Below are 21,527 nucleotides of genomic sequence, written 5' to 3' on the forward strand. Positions count from 1 at the left end.
CGGTCCAGGAAGAGTTCGAACGGCGCCCCGTCATCTGTCAGTTCACGCAGCTGGCGTGACGCTTCTTGCCTCGCGTCGGCGTTCCGGAGCGGGAGTCGGACCACGGTCACCAGCCCTCATCTGCGGAAGCGCACCACCGCGGCCGGGACATCGTCCACCGGCACCGGGACCTTCAACGACGAGAGGTTTGCGCGCAGTTGGCCAGCGGCTTCCGTGATGCCAGGTGCGGCCTGGTCCGCCAGCCATTCGAAGTCGTCATCCCGGGCGAAGCGGAAACAGAACCCGTCGAAGGCCTTGGAGGTGGATCCCACGACGCTGTACAACTCGGGGGCGGCGCTGAGTTGCAGGACGCTCTTGAATCCGACGCCCTTGTGGCCGATGCCCTCGTCGGGGCGCTTACTCGACAGGCCAATGCTGCACAGCGCCTCGAAGTTCTTGTACCCGAGGGGCCTGCCGCCGTTCGCCACGTACAGAACTCCGTGCTCGCCCTCGTCCTCGTCGAGCACGATCTCGACGCGACCCCCGCCGTCCCGGGCGGGGTGCGCGTCATGTGCGTTCTGGAGCAGTTCGACGAGCACACGCCCCTTGTACTCGGGCGAGAGCATCCGCTCGGTGATTTCCTTGATTTCGAGAGCGGCGCGACGTCCGCGCTTCAGGTCGGCGAGACATCCCTCGGCCTCCATGACCGCCGTCGCTACGACCCGCTTACGCCTGGCCGAGCCGCCGGAGCCCGTGGACCGCTTCGCTCGCCTCTGTCCGTCGGTCACCGTTCCCCCAAGAGCCCCTGAATGTACTGATGCCGAAGATAGGGGTGACGACTGACATTCGGATGCACAACCCGAGGCACCGTGGTCGGCGAGGGCTCCTCACCCTGCCGACCGGTACGGACCGCCCTCGAAGACCTTCTCCTCCGCCCGATCGGCAAGGGCCTCGTTCCATCCTCAAGCACGTCCCGCCGAGCGCTCGAATCGCCTCCCACTGCGCCTACTACGTGTAGAGGTAAGAGCGTTTTCTATCGCCTATGCGGTCTTGGCGACGTCTCCGCAGTGCCCCGGTGAGGGCCCAGTCTCACTGGGGGCTGGAGGCAGGTCACCCGGCATATGGGGTGCGATGGCCGACTCATGGGTGTATATCGGTTGAATCCCTGCTGACGCGTTGTAAGAGGCGCGGTGGCTAGGTGAGAGCACTGGGGCGACTGGGCTGCCAGTCCGGACTGGTGAGGAACAGGAGCACGTGTGCACGTCGTGACCACCAAAGTGTGGGCCCAGCAGATCGTCTTCGGTCGCAATGTGGTGCGCCAACTACTGGTGCCCTCGGGCACTTTGGGTGTGGTGGAGGCAGCCAACGGGCTGGAGGTAGCCAGCGTCCAGGGCAGGTGGCCTGCGATACGAACCGGAGGCGGGGAGCCTGTGCAGCTGACGGCTGTCATACCCACCGTCAGAACGGGCGGGCGGGTGGGGTGGATTGGCGACACGGTACTTCGCTCGCCGCAGACGGTACTGGCCTCGTTTGTTGACGGCATCGGGTTCCGCGACCACGCCGAACCGCACGCCCTGCGACGTCCCCAGATCGGTGCCCTGCACTCGGTGATCGGCTACTGGGCCTCCGGGGTGACGGCTCCGGGAATCGTGGTGATGCCCACCGGAACGGGCAAAACGGAGACGATGCTCGCACTACTTGTGGCCGCCCGTCCTGAGCGTCTGCTGGTGCTGGTGCCGACTGCGGCGCTGCGTGATCAAATTGCGGCGAAGTTCGAGTCACTCGGCATCCTGCACACGCACCAGATTGTCACTCCGAGCGTGATGCGCCCCGTGGTGGGAAAACTCCAGCACGGCTTCCACGACGTCTCCAACGCTGCAGCGTTCGCCTCTGCCTGCAACGTGGTGGTCGCAACCCCGCATGCACTTCAGGCCTGCGAGCCGGGGGCTCGCAACGCCCTGCTGGCCGCGTTCAGTCACCTGGTGGTCGATGAGGCCCACCACGCACCGGCGCCGAGCTGGTCACGCATTGTCGACGCCTTCGCCGATCGGCGTGTCCTGCTGTTCACCGCCACCCCGTTCAGAGAGGACGGGCGGCCCATGGCCGGGCGGACGATCTTTCGGTTCCCGCTACGGGAGGCCCAACGGGACGGGTACTTCACCCCCATCAACTACCGGGCCGTGCTCAGTCTGGAGGACACTGACCGAGAGCTCGCGAAGCTGGCGGTAGGACAGCTGCGCGAGGACCGGGCTGCAGGGCTGGATCACATCGTGATGGTGAGGGCGAGGAGCATCGCGCGGGCCAAGGAACTCGGCGAGCTCTATCAGGCACTCGCGCCGGACCTGAATCCGACGGTTCTGCACGAGAGGGTGGCGGCCAGAGCGCGGCGTGCGGCGTTGGCCGCTCTGGCAGATCGGTCGTGCAGGATCGTGGTCTGCGTCGACATGCTCGGTGAGGGCTTCGACTTGCCGGCCCTGAAGATCGCCGCACTGCACGACGTGAAGAAGAGCCTGAGCCCGATGATCCAGTTCATTGGGCGGTTCACCCGGTCCACTTCCGCGGGCTCGACGATCGGAACGGCCTCGGTGTTCGTGGCCCGTGATCCGTCGGTGGCGCTGTCGCCGCTGCGTGAACTGCTGCGCGAGGATGCTGACTGGGACACGATCCTGCATGACATCACCGAACGGGCCACGGCGAGCATGGAGGAGATCAGCGGCTTCGAGGCGTCCTTCACCGATGCCCCGGAAGAGGTGTCGGTCGCGGTGCTGGAACCCAAAATGAGCGCCATCGCTCACAGAGCTCCTGGCCATGCTTGGACTCCCGAACGGGCGTTGGAGGTCTACGGCGACGATCGGGTCCTGGACAGCACCATCGCAGTCAACACGGCTTCCACCGTTGCCTGGTTCGTGGTGGAGAACCGCAGCGAAGTGCGCTGGGGAGCCCCTCAGGCCCTGGAGCAGGTCACCTACGAGCTGATCGTCATGTACTTCAGCCGTGGCCGAGGCCTGCTCTACATCCATGGCTCGAACAACACCGGCGACTACCGGGAACTCGCCCAGGCCGTCCTGGGCATGGGCTCCCGGCCGGTCACCGGTATGCCGACCTTCAGGGTGCTGGGTCACATGGAGCGCCTGATCCCCACCAACGTGGGCCTGCTGGATTCACGGGACCACTTCAATCGGTTCTCCATGCATGTGGGTAGCGACGTCTACGAGGCGCTGACCACCGCCGACCGGCAGGGCAAGAGCCAGACCCACATTGCCGCCTCCGGATTCCGCAACGGGGAGAAGACCACCATCAGCGGCGCCTTGTCAGGACGGTTCTGGTCGATGCAGACCGCCCCCAACCTCAAAGCCTGGACCGACTGGTGTGACGAGCAGGGGGCCAAGCTCACCGACTCCAGCATCGACCTGGCCACCGTCATGGACGGGTTCATCTTTCCCGAGGACCTCACCGAACGCCCCGAGGGTGTACTCATCGCGGCTGAATGGCCCTGGCCGCTGTTCACCGGCAACGGACCCGGCCCGCAGATCTCCCAGGCCGGCACCGCCTACTCCGCCGTCGACGTCACTCTGGAAGTGGCAGACCACTCCCCTACCGGCCCCTTCCGGATCCGTCTGACCACTCCTGCATGGCAGATCGCCTATGGTGCCGACTTCACCGACACCGGTCTGACCTACGCCCCCAGCGAGTTGGACGGGCGTGTCCGCTCCGGAATCCACGAGTATTCGCTTGAGGAATGGATCAATCGGAACAAGCCCACTCTGTTCCTGGCGGGCGACAAGATGATCACCGGCGAGGACCGGCTGCTCGCCCCGCGCAAAGATCTCGATCCCTTCGACCGCAGACGATTGACCGTCCTGAGCTGGGCCGGGGTGGACATCCAGAAGGAGTCTCAGACTGCCACGCGCGAACCTGACTCCATCCAGGCCTACATATCCGCCCACCTGCAGCAGTCGCAGGAGTTCGACGTCCTCATCGACGACGACCGCGCTCGCGAGGCAGCCGACCTGGTCGGAATGAAGATCGACGGTGACGAACTCGTCGTCGCCCTAATCCACTGCAAGTACTCCTCAGAACCAACCCCTGGCGGCCGGGTGGCCGACCTGTATGAACTGTGCGGCCAGGCCGTCCGTGGCGCGAAGTGGCGGCAGAACCACCTGGGCCCGCTCCTGAACCATCTGGACCGACGCGCCAGAAGCTTCCGGGCCCGCACCGGCGTCTCACCCTTTGAGGTCGGCAGCATCGAGGAGCTCTACCGGATCCGTGAACTCGCCCCGCAGTTGCGTCCTCGCGTCCACACCGTGCTCGCCCAGCCCGGGCTGTCCGCATCTGCGTGCACCGAGGAGCACCTACGGCTACTGGCCGGCGCCGAGACGTACGTCCACGCCCTCACCCGGGGCACGTTCACCGTGTACTGCAGCGCCTGAACGCATTCGACGAGCCGACACCCGTGCCGCATCCGTACGAGCGTGACCGGGACCGGCCCGTACGCCTGCACATCATCAACGTCGGCGGCGACACCGCCTACCGCATAGAGCTCGGCGGCCACAAGCTGACCATCACCCACACTGACGGCAGCGCAGGGCCAATGGTGCCGCCACAAGGAGCAATGCACGGCGGCGGGACCCAACTAGGACGATTTTCGGGCGCCATGGGGATGAGCCTCGCCGGAGGGCATCGTCGTGCGTAACGTAGTTTCGTCGAGAGACCCCCGCACGGCGTGTCTCGCGCGGACGGCGGTACCGAAACGACGAACTCAGCAACAGGCGCCTCATGTCGGCATCGGTTAACGATCATGCGAGATGAGGACTGGAGCGCACTCAATACAACTTCCCTTCTGCTGCGGAATGTCGGCAATTTTCGCGAGTCACAGACGGTTCGGTCCGGCCACATTGGAGTCAAGCTGGACGAGGTCATCCTGCACCGGCGGGTCGGCCTTTCTTGATCCGGCCTCGCCTCTTTCCGAACACGCTCCACCAGCGGTTGTCCCGGCAGATCCGCCACACGGATCGGTCCGCCATGCCGGCCTCTGCGGCGCAGACCTCGTCGGCCAGGAACCGGGAGCAGAACTCCGGATCGTCACGGTGGGCATCGAACAGGACGTTCCCGCCATCGCTGCCACCTGAAACGCCAACGGAAGCTTCAGCCATGTCACCCCTGAGGTGCTCCAGCTCTCGCACTGGCCCGCCGTTACCACGCTGACCTACCGCGCGGAGTCATCGTGGTACCGGCTCTCGACAGCTTGCCCCGTACGGAGGGCCGCCCTCTGGACCTCAAACCCGCGCGACCGGAAGGGGGATCGAAGGGGAGCGCCCCCAGCCGGCACCACAACAGGCCGTCCGCGTACGGCAGTGAAGCAAGACAGATTCCCGCACATCGCGCGGACCTCAGGACGAGCCACGAGACAGCATGGACAGTTCACGACTCCAGGGCGCCTGACGAAAATCACGATCCTCGGATTGTCACCTCGTACCATCAGTGGCAGATTTACCGGATTCTTCCTGGGCGATGTGATTAACAAGTTCCCCCGGTTCCACATCGAGCCCTGAAGCGATGTCCAAGAGCGTAAGAACGCTGGGGCTGCGCTGTCCATGCTCGATATAGATGAGGCCGCGGAAGCTCAGCCCGCTGCGTTCTGCGAGTTCTTCTAGGCTGTATCCCCGCTCCTCTCTGAGGCGACGGATTTGCATACCCAGGGACAGGAGTCGCGGGTCCGGTGACGGTTCACGTGCTGGCACACGGCGACTCGACCGTCACACCTTTGCATACACCATGAACAGCTGTGCATAATTACTGATTGTAGCGGACAGCATCGCCCTGGCGGGCGGAGACAAGCCGTCGCGCACGTCGCCAAGCCAGTGCGAAAGGGGCGGCGACAGGTCCAGCACGCAACTCCGTTTTCCAGGGCAGGGGCATGAGCAAGCCAATCGAGCCGTTCGATCGCTGGCACAGGAGATATCCAAAACCAGAGCGCGGTGACGTACCGTGCCGATGCGGCACGCCACAGCAGCCTCTGTACCCGTCTGCGGACCACGGCCGCGGCCATCGCTGGCAGGCCCGGCACATCGACTGCTCAGGAAAAGAGAAACGACCGGCCTTTGCCACCTGGCAGGAAGCCCGCGACTGCCTCGACAAGGTGCTCACGAAAGCCGAAAGACAGGCGTCGCGCGACAAAAATCCGGGCAGCCTGCAGGTTGAACACTTCGCAACCGAGATAATGATAAGGAGGCGTAAGCGGAAGAAGAATGCCAATACATGCGACACCTACGAAAGCCATCTCCGCAGCCACATCCTGCCCTTCGCCGGCCACCGCACCGCAGACAGCCTACGCCGCCCCGATTCCATGGCCTTCGTCGACTACCTCCTCGACAAGCAAGGCATCGACTCGGCCCACACCGTCGTCCAGATCTTCAAGACCTGGCGCATCCTCGTGCATTACATGCTGGACGAGGACATCCCGCTCCCTCCCAACATCGTGGCAAGGATCGAACTCCCGGACGTCACCCCCCGCGTCAAGGTCGCGCTGTCACCTGGACAGGTCGCAGCAGTCGCAGCGGCGATGCAGAAGGTCGCGCCGCGCTACGAGGTCCTGATCTGGCTCGGAGCCTGCGCCGGACTGCGCCAGGGCGAGGCCTTCGGGCTGAAGCGAAGTCAGGTGGCCTGGAACCACGACCTGCTACACGTCGAAGAGCAACGGCAGCGCGGCAAGGCCGTCCGCCTCAAGACCAAGGCCAGTTACGCAACCCTGCCGGTGGATCACTTTCTTATCGAGCGGCTGCTACACCACGTGACACGGTTCTCCGAGCCGGAGCCCGTCTCGCCTGCCGCACAACGCCGCCGCCGGGCACGCGGCTACGCCGAGCCGCCGGACGAGGGACTGATCGTCACGAACCGTTATGGCCGGCCCGTACTAATCAGCGACTTCCATCAGAAATGGCGAAAGGCAGTGAAACAAGCCGGGCTTCCGGACAGAACCCGCTTCCACGACCTCAAGCACTTCTACACCACCACGCTCGGCAGCTCCGGCAAACACGACCCGAAAACCGTGCAAGCTCTATCCCGACACGCGAAATTCTCCGAGACCTGGGACACCTACGCCCACCCGCCCCTCGCCGTGGAGGAGGTCATGGTCACGGTGTTCGGAACCGCGTTCTCGCACATCGATGCTCCGACGACATCGTTACCGAACGGGTCTACCTGCGTGGCTTGCGCGTCGTCCGCGTCCTGAGCCTCTGCCCTCTCCCGCGCCCGAGAATCTGGACGTGTTCGGCACGGCGGTGATCCAAACGCCAGGCGTTGGCAAGCTCCGAATGAGGTCGAGTTTCTGCTGCGACAGCAGTGCCTGGTGGCAGCCGACCACCAGGCCGTCGAGGGCGGCGAAGACGTCGTGGTCCTTGGGCTGAGACATCGCGGTGAAGACCTGGGCACGAGTGCTCCCGTCCAAGACGTAGACCCACAGCCGCTGCTCCTTGCGCGGGCCCGTGTTGATCGTCGGGCACAGCTTCCGTGACCCGTCAGTATCCCATTTCCGTGAATCTCGACGGCTCCCGCAGGATGGCCGCCGCGCCGTACAGATCCGCGAGACGAACGGCGAGTGTGGCCTCCGCGAGCCGAGGCGGGAGCGCAGCGCTGAACTTTAGACCATTGAGTGCTCGGGCATCCACGGCGGGCAGGCACAACTGATTGGTCGCCTCGGTAACCGCCTTACTCCATTCCTCGACGGTCACGTCCTCGCGGAGCCGCAGATAGGCATCGGTGGGCCGTTGCAGCGGGTCAGCGACCGTGGTGAGCGTCGCGGCCAGCGTGGCGTTGGCCCGGTAGCCGGCCCAGGTCCACCAGCGCACATTGGTGTCCCGGCCACCTCGTACGATCACTGTTCCGTCAGTGTGCACCAGCTCGGCGCTGTGGTCGCGTGCTTCGGCGAGGGCGGTCTGGGCGCGTCGGGTCAGGACGACGGGCGGGTCGGCGCCGAGCAGCACTTCCCGGGCCGCACGAGCGAGTTCGTACGATGCGGCCCGGACGAGGCCTGCTCCTCCCCACCGGGCGCGGCCACCGCTGTCCACCGGCTCGACGAAGCAGCGGCGTCGTGACCAGTCGATGTGGGTCACCTGCCAGCTGCGGCCCGCAAGGAGCAGGCGGCGCGGGCCGGCGATCTCGTCCGTGAGCAGTGCCGGGTCGGTCGTACCGATCTCACTGCGGCCTGCAAGCACCGTGAACTCTGGGGCCGCAGTGAATACGGCCGTGAGATCCATAAAGTGGCGGTATCCGAAGCGGCGTTCGGCTTCGGGGCCGATGAATAGCATTCCGCCGTCCTGATCCAGATACCCCTCCTGGACGAGGTGCCGCAGGATCGGCTCGGCGGATGGCCCGAAGGGGCCGAGCCCGCCCCACCACTCTTTCCACAGCTGGTCGCCGACACGGTGTTCCTGCAGACAGAGCGCAAGGATCTGCTGGGCGGCGATGTGGCGAGGCTCAGGTGGAGCCACCACCGGTTCGACCCAGCCGCGTGACCACAGCAGGAGCAGGGCGGACACACTGAGCAGACCGCTTTCGTCCAGGGCGAGGAAGAGGCAGTTGCGGACCGAGCCAGGTCGGCGGCCTGTGCGCCCAAGACGTTGTAGGAACGACGCTACGGTTCCGGGTGCGTCGATCTGGATAACCCGGTCCAAGTCGCCTACGTCGATGCCGAGTTCGAGAGTGCTGGTGGAGACGATCACACAGTCGCGGGCCTCGGCGAAGGCCTCCTCGGCCTTCCTGCGCTCCTCCACGGACAGCGAGGCGTGGGACAAGAAGGTGGTGACTCCCTTGGCACGCAGGGCAGCCCCGAGTTCCTCGACCTGTCTGCGTGCTTCGCAGAACACCAGGCGCTTCTCGCCTCGGTGCAGGGATGCGATCACCGTCGCGGCGTTCGTCAGCGAGCCGACGAAGTCGAGCTGGATGTTGCCAGGCGGCGGCAGCGTGGGGGACTCTTCGCGGAGATGGGGGGCGACGACCTGTGCCGCGCGCTTCCCGGCGCCGGAACCCTGTAGCCAGTTCAGCAGTTGCTCCGGGTTGCCGACGGTTGCCGAGAGCCCCACACGTTGTACCGGCCGCTCCACCACCCGCTCCAGCCGTTCGAGAACGGCCAACAGATGCCAGCCTCGGTCGTCGCCGGCGAAGGCGTGGACTTCGTCGACGACGATCGCCTGCAGTCCCGAGAAGAAGGCACGGTGGTCGACGTTCACGCTGACCAACATCGCTTCGAGGGATTCCGGCGTGGTCAGCAATATGTCCGGGCGCTCGCGCAGGATGCGCTTGCGCCGCGTGTGCGGCACGTCGCCGTGCCATAGCGCGGCCGTGCGGCCCAGCCATGCGGTGTACGTCTCAAGGCGGGGCAGGAGGTTGTTGAGGAGTGCCTTGAGCGGACAGACATAGAGCACCGAGGTACCCGTCCACCGCTCCTGAGCCATCTTCGACAGCAGGGGGAAGGTCGCGGCCTCGGTCTTGCCGCCGGCGGTCGGCGCGAGCAGGACGGCGTCAGAGCCGTCGAGGAGCGGCGTGATCGCCTCCTCCTGCAGGGGACGGAGCGCGGGCCAGCCAAGAGAGTTGACGATGTGGTGGATCAGACCGGGGTGGAGGTGGTCGAGTGGTTCGGGAGCTCCGGTCACGGCAACTCCAGCTCGATGTCGTCGGCGGTGTCGGCTGCTGCGTTGCGCTCGATCTCGCTCAGTTCGGCCGTGTTCACCGTCAGGGCATAATCCCTGCGGGGATCGAAGTCCTCGAACTCGTCGACCCTGTCCAGCACGTCTGCGACGAGTTTGCGCAGGAACAGACGGGGCGCAATGCCCGCCCGTCCACCGAGCCTGCTCGTCATAGCCGTGGCCAGTTCGGAGACGTACGCGTCGTCGACCAGCGATGCGATCCTGTCCGGGTTCCGAGCTGCTCCTGCGTACAGGTCCCTCACCGAACGGCCGAGTTCTCCCAGACGCTGTAGGTCGAAGCCGCTGAGCCGCAGCTGTACGGCCCGCGGGTTGTCGAAGCGCGGATCGGTGGTGAAGTCGGTGGCCAGGCGCTGAGCGAGCGGCGGAAGCCGCTGGACGCCCTGCTGCCCGTCATAGAAGGCAGGCGTGCCTGTGATGACCAGGAAGAGGCCGGGAAAGCGTCCTGTATCGATCTCGTCCAGAAGTTGACGCAGCGCGTTGAGGCCCTTCTCTCGTACGTCGCCGCGCACACGCTGCAGCGTTTCGATCTCGTCGAGAACGATCAGCAGGCCCGGGTGACCGCAGTCCTTCAGCACGGTCAGGAGTCCCTGCAGGAAACCGAGTGCGGCGAAGTGGTCCAGGTCGCCTCGCACACCGGCGGCACGCCGTGCCGACGCAGCCACCGACTTCTGGCCGCCGAGCCAGGCGATGAGCGCCTCGGCAGTGGCCGCGTCCCCATCCATGGTGGCCCTGCGATATCCGCGCAGCGCGGCCGAAAAGGCGGGGGTGGTCCGTGCCACCGTCCGCAGGCGTTCTTCCATCAGCGCGTCGACCGCTGCCTCCAGGCCCGCACTGTCGTCAGCGAGGTCGGGACGAGTCTCGCTGGCATCCTCTTCGAGGGCGTAGAACCAGCCGTCTATCACGGACCGCAGGGCGCTGGGCTGTTGGGTCGCAGTCGTCAGCCGCTCCGTCAGCCGCCGATACACCGTCTCCAGTTTGTGCAACGGGGTTTCGGTCTCCGAGATCTGGATCTCGGCGGTGGCGAGACCGGCCCTTTTGGCGCGTTCCGCGAGCCAGCGGGCGAAGAACGTCTTGCCGGATCCGTACTCGCCGCGGATGGCGTGGAAGGCGGCACCACCGGTAGCGGTCGTGGAGATGCGTTCATCCAGCGCCGGGGCGAACCTGTCCAAGCCGACGGCGAAGAGATCGAGGCCGGTCTGGGGTACGGTTCCGCGCCGCAGTGCGTCGATGACCTCGCGGCGGCGGGCTGCGCTCACGAGCGGAGTACTCATGCCACTCCGCCTTCTGCCTGGGTCAGCTCGAACTGCTGGATCAGCTGGTCTCGGTTGAGTCGCACTCTGGTCCGTGTATCGATCAGGTTGATGACGTCGTAGCCCTCCACGTTGAGCAGGCGGGTCAGGACGGTGACGATCCCCTCGGGACGGCTGGGTGCTCGGCCGCCCGATGCGGTGACGGCGGCGACCACCGCCGCCAGCGAGAGCGTGCCGCCTGCCGCGTCGAGGGCGTCGACGACGGCCGCGACGACCTTGCGGTCCGGTGCCCTGCGTACGAAGGCTTTCTGGTGGTCATAGATCTTGGTGGAGACGACGCGCCAGCCCAGGGACTGCTCAGGTTCAGGTGCTTCCTCCATCGGTGGATTCTGCGCGGTGGGCGCCTTGGCCGTTTCGTCGTCGACGGGCGCATCGTTCGTTGCCACCGTCTTCGGACGCGGGCCGGTTTTCCTGGCTGGCTTCTTCGTCAGCTTCGGCTCCGCGGCGGGAACGAAGGGTGAGACCGGTTCCGCCGACCGCTCCCACCAGGAAGGCTCGACCGATTCTCGGGGCACTGTCGCCCAGCCTTCCGGGGCCACCTCGTCGGTGGGTGCCAGTACGAGCACCGGCACGGCCATCTCGGCCAGGGCAGCGCCTCCCCGGTATCCGGCTTTGCCGGGCGTGTAGTGGATCTCCTCCGACCAGGCCGCCGTGATCCGGCCACCGTTCTCCAGGACGCGTGGCCCGTCCAGGGTGACTTCGCCGTCGCCTGCCGGTCCGGTGCGCCAACGCGCCGCCTCCACGTCCTCGGCCAGAGCCGGCATCGCCGATCTGCTGTCCCGGTCCTGGACATGCCCGTGAGCGGACACCAGCACCACCGGACGCCCTTGCGCACGTGCCGTGTTCAGCAGCTCGGGCAGGTACGTCACGCTGTCCACGGTCCACGGGCCGCCCGGACTCTGCCGACCATGGTCGAGGCTTTCGTCGATCGTGTCGAGGACGACACCGACTACCTCGTCCATGGCGATCGCCGAGATGAGCCGGTCGTGGAGCCGATGCCCCACTTCAGCCGGTATATCGCTCTTGTGGAAGAGGGACGCCGTGTGGTCGTGCTCTTGCCAGAACGCGATGAAGTTCTCCTTCTCCTCCTCCGGTCCTCCCAGGACAGGGCGACCGCTGAGGAGTGATGCACGGCAGACGGCCGTCACCGAGGGCATCAGTGCGACCGCCGCCCTTCTCAGCCCTCCTTCGCCGAGTTCGATCCACCGGCCCGTGCTGGTCAGTTCCTCGCCCAACTCGGCAGCGACAGCACCGGTCATGCCCGTCAGGACGACCACCAGCGGAGGATGCGCCGCGTCCGCCAACGGCCGGGCCACCTCGTTCAGGACGTTCTCGATGAGCAGGTCTCCGCCCGGCCGGTTCGGACGGGCGTCCTGCGTCCACCGGGCCAGACAGCTCGCGAAAGCCTCGTCGAGGAGGTGCCGCCGTTGGCGCGCGGCGTCGTGCAGATTTCCGTACGCCTCGTCGACTACAGGATCCGCGACGGTGTCCCCCTGCCACAGCTGGGCGAGCGCTCGGTCCACCCATCCCCAGTCCGTGACGTGTGCCTGAACGGCTTGCCCAACCGAGGACACCCCGGGGATGTCCTGGTCCAGCCAGCGCCTCAACCTCACCGCCATGCGCGCGAGTTCAACTCGCTCGGGGTAGAACGACGGCGCCAGCTGGTGCTCCCGTACGAACTCCCACGCGGCCTGTGCGGCGTCGGCACTCTCGGACAGGGCCTCGGCCAGGCGGCGCAGCCGCTCCTGGAAACCGGACGGCAGGAACGGGTTGTCCGCCAGCACACCGGTCAGATGGACGCTGTCGGCCAGCTGGTCGGCCTGCCGCACCACGTCGAGCACCCGGTGGCGAGCCTGCTCACTCTGCGTCCCCCGTCCGGCGGCCTCGCCGATCCAGCGGGTCAGCGTGCCCTCCACCGCGCTGGTGAAGGCACGAAGTTCGGACGGCCTGAAGCGAACGCCGTTGAGCAGCGAGCCAAGAGCCAAGGCGGCGTCCGCCGAAGAGGGGTCCCCGCTTTCGGACAGCACGGAGGAGAGCAGCCCCAGTGCCGTGGCCCGGGGGCCGAGGCCGCTCACGGCAAGCCGCAGCAGCAGTGGCGCGGCTTCGCCCGCACGCTGTTCCAGCCAGTCGGCGATCCCCTGTTGCTCGGCCTCGGGCAGCACGGCGAAGCGGTCAGGGCCGCCGGGCTGCTGGGACCAGGCAAGGAGGGCATCGACGTCCACGGACGCTCCGCCCTCGAACACTCCCTCAAGGCCCAGCCGTACGCCGACCAGGGCGCGCATCGCCGCGTCCAGCGTGAGCACGGTCCCTCGTTGCGGCCATCCCTCCCGCGGCTCGGCCGCGATCAGCGCGGCCGGCAGCCAGAGCCACGGATCGCGTCGCATACGGGGGTCGAGGTCGGCGGCTCCGAAGAGCTGCTTGACGATGTCCGCCTCGTCCACGGTGATCGTGCGCGAGCGCATCATCTCGCCGAGCAGGTCGACGCCGACCCGCTCGTCGGCCACGTCCGTGGTGACCACGAGGAGGTCGGAGCCGTGCTGGGCCCGGTGTTCCTGCCAGGCGTCGGTGATGCCGAGCACCGAGGTCGCGTGTGCGACATGGACGCTGCGCCGATCGCCCTCGCCGTCCGGCACGGTGAACACCTTGGCCGCCGTCTCGGCGTACCGCCCGTGCACCAGCATCAGCTGTCTGCCCTTCGCACGCGGAAGGTGCGTGGCGAGCAGTCCGGTGATGACACGCTGGTCGAGTTCGGGCACGATCGCCCCCATCAGTCGTCCTCGTGGCCCGCCGGGGCGTGCCAGCTCTCGTGGTCGGGCTGCACCACCTGCCAGTTGATCTCAATCTTGGCACCGGGATGGGCGGCGGCATAGCTCTGGATCTGTTCACGGACATCGGCGAGCGCACTGCCGAGCGCCGTTTCCAAGGTGCTGTCACCTGCGACGACGACCCGTCGGGCCTGCGGGGCGGGGGACGAGGGTGCCGACGGCTGAGAAGGCGCTTTGGGACCCGTGGTCCCTGGCGTGGACTGCGGGAATTCGTCTTGAGGCTCCGCCGAGGGCTGGCCAGGCCCTTGCTGCGGGGGAACCGGCGGCTGCGGGGGAACCGGCGGCGCGACCGTACTCAGCCGCGCGGCCTCGTTGATCAGTTCCACCGCCTTGCTGCGGGCCTGCTTCAGCACCGGGGCGAGCGCGGTGTCGTACTCGTCGTTCGAGGCAGCCTCGGCAATCTGGGCGAGCAGCCGCTCCGAGCGGTCGGCGAGACCGTCACCGCGGTCGGTGTACTTCCGGACGCTCTCGATGAGTTCCCAGTCGGTGTTGTCCAGCGCGTCCAGGACGGCCTTCGCGGAAGAAACGGTCTTGCCCAGGACCAGGTCGGTCGTCGAGTACGTGGCTGCCGCGAGGTCTCGGGCCAGTCCCGTCGCGTCATGGTTCTGCTTGATCCGGGCCAGCAGGTCGGCCGCGTCCCGCACCGCCTGCTCGCGAACCGTCAGTGCCTCGCCCGAAACACCCAGTGCGGCCCGGTGCTTGGCCAGCGAGTGCCGCAGACCGATGACGTCGTTCTCGTGCTCCCCGGCCTTCTCCCGGACCGCCGTCGCCAGCGCGTTGACGTTCCGGGCGTACGGCAGCGCGGGCACGTCCGTCACCAGCAGCAGCGCGGCCTTGGTGTGCGCGGCGGCGAACTCCTCCTTGCTGGGCAGTTCCTGCGCGCGCAGCGCCCAGCCGGAGCCGATCTGGTCCAGCATGGGTGCTGTGGGCTCCGGCTTGCCGTTGAGGACCCAGGACCGGTCCGACAGCAGGGCGTACGTCGCGATCACCAGGTTCGAGACGATGGTGTCCAGCCCGGTCCAGCCCAGCTCGGCGATCCAGACCCGGATGTCCTCGACGGAGTAGTCGCCCTTCGCCCCGTGGTGGTCGGCCTGCCGGTTGATCTCGCGCATCCAGTCGACACCGATGGTCAGCGGTCCGTCGTGCACCTCGCCGAGTTCCAGCGCATGCACCACCCGCGCGACGTCGGCGATCTCCTTGCCGTCGACGACGACCCGGCCACCGGCGTCCATGGCCTTCGCGATCCAGCCGTACACCATCTTGAACTTCGCTGTGGTGACCGGCTTGCGGCTCTCCCCGCGGTCGAAGTTCGGGTGTTTCGGGTACTTCGCGTCGAAGAGTCCGTCGGACAGCTTCAGCAGGTTGTACTCGAAGCTGCCGCCGCCCTGGAGCTGTGGCGTGTGCCCCGCGAACAGCGCGTGCACGTGCTTCCCGTCGGTGACCTCGGAGCTGAAGTCGGCCTCGTTCGCCTTGGCGAGACCGTACGCCTGGTGCAGCACCCGGGAGAGCTCCCCGTTGAGGGTGTCGCGCTGCGCCTCCAGCTGGTGCCTGACCCGCACCTGGTCGTCCGAGGACAGGTGCGTTGCGAAGTCCCTCAGGTGATCGCGGTCCAGAAGGTAGTTGATCTTCAGCAGGCGGCCGAGCTGCTTGCCACGCTGACTGGACAGGAACGACGGCAGCCACACGACCGTCGCCGCGTCCGGGTTCTCGCGCTGCAGGCGGAAGACCCGGATCTCGTCAGCGGTGATCTTCGCGTCCGGGTTGCCGGGGTAGCCGATGACGAAGCGGATCCGGTCCGGGGAACCCGGCTCGAACTGTCCGTCCGGCAGGACGTTTTTCTCGGACACGTCCTCGAAGACGAACTCGGCGGTGCGACGGGTGCCGTGCCAGACGATTTCCCGCTCGCTGACCAGCTCGCCCTCGTCCGGAACCCTCAGCTCCCGCCACAGCCACTCCTGCACCCACCTTTTACGAGCACCGGTGGAGTCCTTCTCCCCCACGCTGTCCAGGATCGGCTCCACGTCCAGGTCCGACAGGTGGAGGGTGAAGACCGGGTCGGCCTCGTTTCCGTCGCTGCGCAGCTCACCGGGGAACGCCGCCTGTAGTTCCCGCATCCGTGTGATCGCCAGGCTGTCCGTCTGACCGGTGCGGGAGCGGATCGACCCGTGATTCAGAGCCGCCAGCCGCGGGCCGGTGAGCCGCGTCAGCGCGGGCACCTCCGGGGCGAGATAGGCGAGCAGCATCGTCTTGATGAACCGGTCGTCGGCCTTGAACTTCTCACTGTCCGCCGGCTTGCCGTCCGCTGACTTGTACTTCTGCTCAAGGTGCGCCTGCACCCTGCCGTAGAAGCGGATCGCCGCGTCGGCATCGCTGCGCAGCCGGTCGGTGAACGCCTCGCCCATTCCGTCGACCAGTACGTCCCACAGGTCGCCCAAGGGAACGAGCTGGCCGACTTTCATGTCCGCGCGCCGCCGGTTGAGCACCTGCTGCAGCAGCTTCAGACCGGTGCGTTCGCGCTGCAACGCGCTCGACAACGCCACGAGCACGTTGAGGAGCACAGGAGAGACCGGGTAGAGGGCCTTGAAGTCCGCCCAGTCCGCGTGCGTGATGCCGTTCGCGTCCAGCAGCACGTCCCGCACGGACTGGTTGGAGGTCTCGAGCCGGGAGAAGGCCGTGTCCAGGGCAGCGCGTGCCGCGGCGTTCTTGGGCTTGAGGACGCGCTCCTTGATGATCTCCGGGAGGTTCTTGTCCTCGACGGTGATCGTGTCGATGCGTCCGGAGAGGTAGTTGACCCGGCTCTCCAGGTTCTTGACATCGGCTCCGACCGCGTTCGCGCCGATCAGCTCGGCCAGGTCGCGCTGGCGGGAGATGAACGACACCACGGGCAGGGGACGGCCACTCACCCCGGACTCGATCAGCTTGACCAGCTTGTCGATCTCGCTGTTGACGAAGGACTGCTCATTGAGATGTGCCTGGAGCCAGAGGATCAGTTCGTCGATGAACAGGATCAGGCCGTCGTAGCCGAGCGCCTTGGCGTGCCGGCTGATGATATCCAGGCCGTTCTCCAATGGCACGAACGCGTCCTTGGCGCCGAGCGCGCCCTGGGAGTACGACGCGAACGGGCCGGAGAGCAGAGCCGAGGCCAGCCAGTCCCGGTGCCTGTCGCCGGAGGCGGCGGCGAACGCCCGGTCGAGCAGGTCACTGGTCCACACCGAGGGGGCCTCGGCGGCGTCGAGGTCTTCGAGGTCGTCCTCGTCGTCCGTCGCCGCGCTCCGGACGTTCCCGGCTCTCTCCCTCGGTAGGTCGGGGTTGCCCAGCCAGCGGATGAACTCGGCGTCGTCACCAGTGAAGTCACGCTGCCGACGCGCGTCGGCGAACATGGCGTCCACCCGGTAGACGGGCGGCACCGGAGCATTCGGATGAAGCCTGGTCACCGCGGTGACGTAACCGCCCAGGAGCGCCGAGTCCAGGTCGGTCGAGCCGACCAAGTGGTAGGGCACCATGAGGAACTTCCGGTCCCGCAGCCACACATCGTGCTCCGCGATGACCGGCTGGAGCCTCGGCTTCGCACGCGCGGCCGGGTTGCCGGACAGGATGGCGTGCAGCACGGTCATGAAGTGGCTCTTACCGGAGCCGTACGAGCCGTGCAGATACGCCGCGTTGGAGTCCCCGCCCTGCACGGAGTCCTGTACGACCTTCAGTGCCCGGCGCAGCGCCAGCTCCAACTGGTCAGTGACCACGTACTCGTTGACGCGCTCCGTTGCCTGGTCGAAGCCGTCGGACAGCTCGACTTTGAACTTCCCCGCCAGCACGGACTCGGGCATGTCGAGTACGTCGCGAAGGTAGAGCTGCCCGTCACTGCCAGTGCTGCTACTGCTGCCCATCGTGGTCAGTCCTGTTCCCCGTTGCCGTCGTTGATGCCATTGTCATCAATAGTGGTCTGCTGCGCCTCGATCGTGGCATCGGCCACTGCTCTGCGGCCGCGGCTCTTCTTGGCCGGGCGCCAGTCGGAGAGAGCGCTCGGGGCGATCCCCCGGCCGGTCAGCTGCGCGTCCAGGAAGCTCTGGATCTCCTTGGCGGCCGACTCCTCGCCCCACTCCTCGTCCACGTCTCCGAACCACTGCCGCAGCCACGGCATCAGCTCCGCGAGTCCGGCGAGCAGCGGCACGAACCGCTCCTCGGGCCACGCCTCGTTACGGCCACGATCCCTGACGATATTCAGCAGCGCCATGGACTGGTCCCGTTGGTCCCATCCCGCCCAGCCCAGCAGCAGCGTCGGGTCGGAGCCGGGACTCGCGTCTGGGTAGGAGATGAACCGCTCCTTCGGCACGTCGAGCTTTCCGCGGTTCGACCAGTAGGACTGCCGGACGAAGTCCGCGCCTGTGTATTTAGGCGGTACGGGGATGCTGAGCCGTACGCCGTCACGGTCCTCCTCGCGCTGCAGCTCCCAGACCCCCTCCCACTGCCGGCGCTTGCGCAGCCCGCTGTCCTTGTAGCGGTAGGCGGACAAGTACGGAACATGCTCGGCGTCGACCACGTCGACGAGCACGTGCTCCAGGCCGAGGTTCGGCTTGCCGAGGTGGGTCGCGTAGAGCCCGGCAACCGCGTCGATCTCTTCGGCGTCGGACCGCTTGCCGAGCTCGTCGGCGAGCTGCCCGACAGTCAGAGTGCGCGGCTGCTCGAAGTCGTCCACGACATGGAACCAGAGACTCCGCTCCTCGCATCGGTCGAGCAACCAGGCCCGCAGGGCGGCCTTCTCCCGCTTGTCCCACGGGTCGGCGGCCCAACGGCGCTTGTACCCGGGGCGCTCGACGAGGGCGATGTCCGGGCGGCTCTCGATCGTGTCGATGCGGGCTTGAACGATGTCGCGGTACCAGTCGGGCCAGCGGGAGGGGATCTCGGTGACCGGGGTGGAACCGTGGCGGTCGAACCACGCCGTCTCGACCTCTCCGACAGCCTGCCGGCGAGCGAGCACGATCTCGAACGCCCGCTCACCGAGTTTGACTTGGGGAACATCGGCGGGCGTGGGCGAGAGGGCGACGAGGCGGGCCTTCTCGGCGTCCGTAAGGAGGCCGTAGGAGTGGTAGACCTCCCAGTCCAGCTCTTCCTGGAGGGCGATCATCTGCTCTCGGGTGTGGGTCCAGGTGGTGCGGGCGGTGGCGAGGCGGGGGCGGGTGGGGGGATCGGTTCTGGTGCAGATGGTGGAGGGCTCTTGGGTGGTGAGGTCTTGAGCGAGGGTGTCCAGGGTGCGGCTCAGGGGGAGGGAAAGATCTGCAGGGAGGGGGAATTCCTGGAGTTTAGTGCCAGTGAATTCGTAGCGTTCCTCCCAGGCCTCATCTTGCATGCCACGTCCAGTACCACCACCGGCTTTTGCTTGGCTGACTTGCTTCAGCCAGAAGCAAGCCGCCGACGAGTTGAGCACTCCCAGCAATGCCAAATGTGCGTCTTCACTTGCCCCTTCAGGTAGCTTGATCACCGGTGCGGTCTGCTTGAATACGCTCCCACCTCGGTCGAGTACAAAGTGGTTGTGTGTGGCCACAAAGGGGAATGCAATACCCAGTGGCACAATGAACCGTTCTGGATGCCAACGACTCCATTCGTACCAAGTGAGCCCAATCTCTTCGTGAATTCCGCCAGGTTCGCGACGCAGTCGCAAATGAGACCGGTGTAGCCAGAGGTGGCGCCGAACCTCTGTGTCGCTGTCATCCGCCGCGAGATCTACGCCGTATGGAAACAAAGATTCCGTTTCCGGCCGCAAGTCCCAGTCCCGGATCACCGTGCCTTCAACCAGCGGCACGATGCATTCCCGGGCGACTCCCCGACGGCTCCATGCGCCCGGCGCTGCAAAATATGCCTCGTCTGCACCGGTATGCGCCGTACGCCCAATCAACCGCACTTGCTTACCAAGGGGCGATTCACACGCCAACTCAAGACGGTTCATCAGTTCATGCGCACCGCCACCCTGAAGCGACCATGGGAAATCCCGAAAACGCTCGCGTGGCGCATTCAGTGACGCAGCCCACTCCGATTCACTGAAATCCTCCTTAACCTGCTCCTTGATCGCCCTCCATACGTGACCCATTGCAGGGTCATCCGGGTAGCCGGGCTCCCCTCGGACTCCCAAAACAGCCCGAATAGCATCCGCTTGTCGAGCAATCTGGTTTCGCCCCGCAAGAATCACCGTGGGCGTCCCATGCCCGGGGATATAAGCCCCGGACGTGTCAACGATGTGCGTCAGTTCAACGCCCGCGAAGACGCCCTTCCTCGTCCGCCCTTTCGCGTCCTTGTACGTATACTCCCGCCCACCATGGAAGAACGCCTCAATCAGCGTCTTCCCGAACTCCCGCTTCATGAACGAGTTCGCGGTGATCTGCCCAGTGAAGCCCCCGTCACGGTTGCTGCCCCCCGCCCTGCGCGCCAGCTCGAAGATCCGCTGTGCGAACGGCACGGACAGGGCATAGTTACCGGAGCAGGCGAAGTACGCCCGGGCGTAGTTCGCCTTCTCCTTCTTGTCCTTGACCGTGATGTACGGCGGATTGCCCACCACCACGTGGTACGAGTATCGGCCGAGCAGATCGCAGCGCTCAACGAAGCCGTCGATGTCCTCCGTCCGGTACAGGAACTGCTCCCGGCTGGAGAACAGGTCATCGTCCACGGCCCCGGCGTCCCGGCCATGCAGCAGCGAGTCCCCCACCGCCACGTTGATGGGGAAGTCCGGCAGGGTGTATAGCCTCTTCGCGCCAGACGCCTTCAGCACCGCCACCACCAGCCGGAACCGGGCGATCGCCACGGCGAACGGGTTCTTGTCACACCCGTGCACCGACTCAAGCGCCCGCCGGATCAGCGCCCAGTCGTCCGTACCCTTCTCCGCGTCCCGCCACTTCGCCAGCAGGCGGTCGAACAGGCCGAGCAGGAAGTGCCCCGACCCGCACGCGGGGTCGATGGTCCGCAGCCCCGGAGGCAGCTCCCGCTTGTTGCCATGGCCGTCGACGATCTCCACGATCGGTTCGAGGCCAAACTCCTCCACGGCGGGTTCGAGCGTCAGGTCGAGGATGAACTCCTCGACGAACACGGGGGTTTGCAGCAGCGCGTACGTCTTCCGAGCGTGCTCGCTCAGCTCCTGGTACAGGTCGCCCAGGAAGCGTGTACTCAGCTCGGGATCCACAAAGCTGTGGACGATCTCCCCGTCACGGTCCACCCGCCGCCAAAACCTCAGCAGGTCTCGTGCCGCCTCGTACGAGGGCTCGATCTCCCACAGCGGGTTATGTGCCTCATCGAACAGGCCGGCCACCGTCCGGTTCGTGCCCGCGAGATGACGGAAGGACTCATACAGCCAGTCACGGTCGTTCATCGCCGGATTGGCCGCGAAGAAGGCCTGATCGTGGTCGATGGCCTCCTTCAGACGGTCGCCGACTCCCGCGATCCACGGCCGCTCAAGAAGCTCGTTGTCCTCGCAGAAGCGCACGAACACGCAGGCCAGCACCCACGCCGCCGCGACCTGCGTGACCCGTTCGTCACGCCAGGTCTCATACGGCACTGAGGTGCGGTCGGCGTCGTATGCCAGCCGGTACTCGTCGTGCAGCCGCTTGCGGTACTTCTCGACCGACTCACTGCGCGCTCGCAGATCGTCCTCCAGGGCCGAGACCTGCTTGCGCAGGTCCTTCAGCAGCACGTCCTGGTTTCCGTTTCCGCTCTGCGCGCTCACGGTT

10 protein-coding genes and 1 pseudogene are annotated in these 21,527 nt (G+C 66.4%); 3 read left to right on the top strand and 8 right to left on the bottom strand.

The window, feature by feature from the left end; genetic code table 11:
* Window positions 1-116: 116 nt before the first annotated feature.
* Complete coding sequence (locus tag ACGFYV_RS23935) at window positions 117-683, bottom strand: sacsin N-terminal ATP-binding-like domain-containing protein (protein ID WP_393880477.1); 567 nt, start codon at window positions 681-683, stop codon at window positions 117-119.
* Between the two features lie 561 nt (window positions 684-1,244).
* Here ACGFYV_RS23935 and ACGFYV_RS23940 point away from each other — a divergent pair.
* Together ACGFYV_RS23940 and ACGFYV_RS23945 are read left to right on the top strand one after the other, a co-directional pair.
* On the top strand, window positions 1,245-4,409 hold the full coding sequence (locus tag ACGFYV_RS23940) for a DEAD/DEAH box helicase (protein ID WP_393880478.1): 3,165 nt from the start codon (window positions 1,245-1,247) through the stop codon (window positions 4,407-4,409).
* Between the two features lie 56 nt (window positions 4,410-4,465).
* Window positions 4,466-4,558 (top strand): annotated as a pseudogene (locus tag ACGFYV_RS23945) (hypothetical protein); the annotation flags it as partial.
* Window positions 4,559-4,895: 337 nt separating this feature from the next.
* Here ACGFYV_RS23945 and ACGFYV_RS23950 read toward each other — a convergent pair.
* Complete coding sequence (locus ACGFYV_RS23950) at window positions 4,896-5,132, bottom strand: hypothetical protein (RefSeq protein ID WP_393880479.1); 237 nt, start codon at window positions 5,130-5,132, stop codon at window positions 4,896-4,898.
* Window positions 5,133-5,444: 312 nt separating this feature from the next.
* A complete protein-coding gene (locus ACGFYV_RS23955; RefSeq protein ID WP_393880480.1) occupies window positions 5,445-5,672 on the bottom strand; it encodes a helix-turn-helix domain-containing protein in 228 nt (75 codons plus the stop codon).
* 224 nt (window positions 5,673-5,896) lie between these two features.
* Between ACGFYV_RS23955 and ACGFYV_RS23960 the strand changes: the two genes are divergently transcribed.
* Window positions 5,897-7,210: a tyrosine-type recombinase/integrase gene (locus ACGFYV_RS23960; protein ID WP_393880481.1), complete on the top strand. Its 1,314-nt coding sequence runs from the start codon at window positions 5,897-5,899 to the stop codon at window positions 7,208-7,210.
* 286 nt (window positions 7,211-7,496) lie between these two features.
* On the opposite strand, the gene ACGFYV_RS23965 is transcribed toward ACGFYV_RS23960, so the two are convergent.
* From ACGFYV_RS23965 to pglX, 5 genes are read right to left on the bottom strand one after another with little or no spacing between them, the layout of a single operon-like run.
* Window positions 7,497-9,629 (bottom strand): DEAD/DEAH box helicase, encoded by a 2,133-nt coding sequence (locus ACGFYV_RS23965; protein ID WP_393880482.1) that lies wholly within the window; start codon window positions 9,627-9,629, stop codon window positions 7,497-7,499.
* Window positions 9,626-10,954, bottom strand: a complete 1,329-nt coding sequence (gene brxD, locus ACGFYV_RS23970; protein ID WP_393880483.1) for a BREX system ATP-binding protein BrxD — start codon at window positions 10,952-10,954, stop codon at window positions 9,626-9,628. The genes ACGFYV_RS23965 and brxD overlap by 4 nt, the downstream gene beginning before the upstream one ends.
* Window positions 10,951-13,761, bottom strand: a complete 2,811-nt coding sequence (pglZ, locus tag ACGFYV_RS23975; RefSeq protein ID WP_393880484.1) for a BREX-2 system phosphatase PglZ — start codon at window positions 13,759-13,761, stop codon at window positions 10,951-10,953. The genes brxD and pglZ overlap by 4 nt, the downstream gene beginning before the upstream one ends.
* Window positions 13,761-17,702 carry a PglY protein gene (locus tag ACGFYV_RS23980; protein ID WP_393880485.1) on the bottom strand — a complete coding sequence of 1,314 codons (3,942 nt, stop codon included), beginning with the start codon at window positions 17,700-17,702 and terminating at the stop codon, window positions 13,761-13,763. The genes pglZ and ACGFYV_RS23980 overlap by 1 nt, the downstream gene beginning before the upstream one ends.
* Before the next feature lie 5 nt (window positions 17,703-17,707).
* Complete coding sequence (gene pglX / locus ACGFYV_RS23985; RefSeq protein ID WP_393880486.1) at window positions 17,708-21,523, bottom strand: BREX-2 system adenine-specific DNA-methyltransferase PglX; 3,816 nt, start codon at window positions 21,521-21,523, stop codon at window positions 17,708-17,710.
* Window positions 21,524-21,527 lie beyond the last annotated feature (4 nt).

The organism is Streptomyces sp. NPDC048297, assembly GCF_043201585.1.
In the GTDB taxonomy this organism is placed as follows: Bacteria; Actinomycetota; Actinomycetes; order Streptomycetales; family Streptomycetaceae; genus Streptomyces.